Below are 2,650 nucleotides of genomic sequence, written 5' to 3'. Positions count from 1 at the left end.
GACGAGGTGTATTAAACGGCTTTTTGCTTTTTAGGTCAACATTAAAATGCAAAAAAAATATCGTTTGTTGCTTTTCTATACTTAATGGGCTGTTTTTAGCCATTTATAGGCTTGTAAGGCTAGTTGAACCATGCATTTTCTCTAAAAAAGCGCAGCATTAGTTGCTATCAGGCAGAAAAAAAGCACGCGTTAAAGCGTGCTTTTTATGGTTTCTGTTAGGAATTATTGCTTAACAGTGAACTTACTTACCCAGTTTTCTAAGTCATTCGCCAAAGTATTTAGACTTTGTGTACTGCTGTGACTCTCTGCAACCACATTACTTAGCTGATTACCACTCTCTTCAATTAGGTTAATTCGCTTAGCAATATCATCACCTACTTGAGTCTGTTCAGCTGCTGCCGTGGCAATTTGATGGCTCATTTGAGTAATCGATTCGAGTGCAATAACGATCTGCTGCAGTGCTTCAGAGGCATTTTGTGATTCCACCACTGTGCTTTGGCTGGTTTCTGCACACACTTCCATCGTGTTAATGGCATTGCGAGAGCCCGCTTGCAGATTAGTGATCATCTGCTGGATCTCTTTAGTGCTTGATTGTGTTCTGCCCGCCAAGTTGCGAACTTCATCGGCTACAACAGCAAAACCACGGCCTTGTTCGCCAGCACGAGCAGCTTCAATTGCCGCATTCAGCGCGAGTAGGTTAGTTTGCTCAGCAATGTCACCAATCACATCAAGTACTTTTACGATGTTATTTACGTCGCTATCAAGATCAGCCACTGCTTGGCTTGCCGTGCCGAGTTGAGATGCCAAACCTTGGATATTATCCACGGTATTGTGAATTAGATGCTGAGTGTGTTGACTCTGCTTATCGGCTTCTTCGGTATTGCTTGCGGTATCACGCGCTGAATCAGCGACGTTATTCGCAGAAGAGGCCATTTCTGTCATCGCAGTGGCAATCATTTCAGTCGATTGTTGCTGTGAATCTGTCAAACTTGCGATTGAAGCAGAACGGTCTTCAACATTGGCCAGTTCTTGTCGTAATGCGATCATCGAGGTATCGAGGTTTTTCACTAGCTGTGCCAGTGATAGGCTCATCTGCTGGACGGCTTCGTAAATACTGCCTTTCGGAGCAGACTTATCAAATGATGCTTGAATATTACCTTGTGCAACGGCCTGTACCGCACTGTGCACGTCTTGTGGCTCGCCACCGAGTAGCGCCAGCATTTTACGGATAGAGACGAGTAGCACGCTAAAGATGCCGATAGCGATGGCGAAGCAAAGTAGTAGCTGCCATTGTGCGGTAGACCAGAAGCGCGCATTGACTTCATTGAAGCCAATACCAGTGCCAACAACCCAACCCCAATGTGGTGTTTTTTCAGCGATCGAGAGTTTTTCCTCAATCGTGCCGTCTTCCAGTTTTTGTGTCCAAGTGTATTCGACGATCTGACCTGTCGTGTTTCCAAGTACACGTTGGATCAACTGACCAACACTTTTTCCATCGCCGTCTTTAAAGTCGTTAAAACTGGTGCCGTGCAATTGAGGATCCAATGGGGTGGCAACGAAAATCATATTTTCGTCTGCCACATAAACATACTCATTGTCTTTGTAGATGTTGTTGCGTAGCAGGCGAGTGGCAAGTGCTTTTGCTTCGTCTTCGCCTAATGAGCCTTCTACGGCCATTTGTTCAACTTCAGTCAAAATGCTGTAAGCACTTTTGAATAGTTCGGTGACTCGAGCTTTGTTGTCCAAATTACTGGCCACGCGCAGTGTCCATAGTCCTGTCACTGTCAGTGCTAAAAGTGCGGTTAAAATGATGGCTGACAGAATATAGGCCTGAGTTTTGAGTTTCATACGCCCTCGCGAGTTTACGTTGTTAGTGATACGTCAATTTAGACAGCCTTTAACAGCGACTAGCTTTTGGTATCGTCGAATATGACAAAATTATTACGTCCCACCTTGGCGCGGTATAGCGGCAAAGCTCAAAAATATGACGCTGATTAAATTTTCGCTACAAAATAAAAAAGGTGGTGATTCGAGATAAATGCATAGAAAGATCAGGTTTGACTGTATTAAGTCCGGAATTTTGGAATTATGTAGTCAGATTACGAGACGTTTTCTAATTATCTAGCCATTTATTACGCAGCAAAAAAATAGTTATGGCATGCCGTTTCGTATAAATATAACGCAATATGAAACTGAGATGAAGGAGTCTGTTGATTTTTACACTTAATGAAATGACCGCTTGCAGGAAAAACTGAAAGAGTAGGGAGGAGGTTATGATGCGGAAATGTGTCGATTTTATTTACCAAGCTTGAGACGAAAAAAAACCGTATCTTGCGATACGGTTTTCTTAAAGTGGCTCCCCCTGCAAGACTTGAACTTGCGACATACGGATTAACAGTCCGCCGTTCTACCGACTGAACTAAGGGGGAATTATCTGTGTCATCTCTTGCGAGATAAGCACCAAATAATGGTGCCTCGAGGCGGAATCGAACCACCGACACGAGGATTTTCAATCCTCTGCTCTACCGACTGAGCTATCGAGGCAAAAGAATGGTGCCGACTACCGGAGTCGAACTGGTGACCTACTGATTACAAGTCAGTTGCTCTACCTACTGAGCTAAGTCGGCACACTAAATTCTTTGCTAACTTG

Annotated in this window: 1 protein-coding gene and 3 tRNA genes; all 4 read right to left on the bottom strand. The window is 44.0% G+C overall.

Translation table 11 applies throughout. The annotated features are described in order from the left end of the window. Window positions 1–222 precede the first annotated feature (222 nt). Window positions 223–1,848: a methyl-accepting chemotaxis protein gene (locus RH88_RS19430; RefSeq protein WP_005599243.1), complete on the bottom strand. Its 1,626-nt coding sequence runs from the start codon at window positions 1,846–1,848 to the stop codon at window positions 223–225. Window positions 1,849–2,353: 505 nt separating this feature from the next. Then, window positions 2,354–2,429: transfer RNA gene (locus RH88_RS19425), tRNA-Asn, on the bottom strand. Between the two features lie 39 nt (window positions 2,430–2,468). Beyond that, a tRNA-Phe gene (locus tag RH88_RS19420) sits at window positions 2,469–2,544 on the bottom strand. 7 nt (window positions 2,545–2,551) lie between these two features. Then, window positions 2,552–2,627: transfer RNA gene (locus tag RH88_RS19415), tRNA-Thr, on the bottom strand. Window positions 2,628–2,650 lie beyond the last annotated feature (23 nt).

This window comes from Vibrio scophthalmi LMG 19158, assembly GCF_000222585.1.
Classification (GTDB): Bacteria; Pseudomonadota; Gammaproteobacteria; order Enterobacterales; family Vibrionaceae; genus Vibrio; species Vibrio scophthalmi.
This window is presented reverse-complemented; position numbering and strand designations above follow the sequence as displayed.

Coding starts and splice junctions, on each gene's coding strand:
- RH88_RS19430 (WP_005599243.1), bottom strand. CDS start 1,848: ATGAAACTCAAAACTCAGGCCTATATTCTGTCAGCCATCATTTTAACC.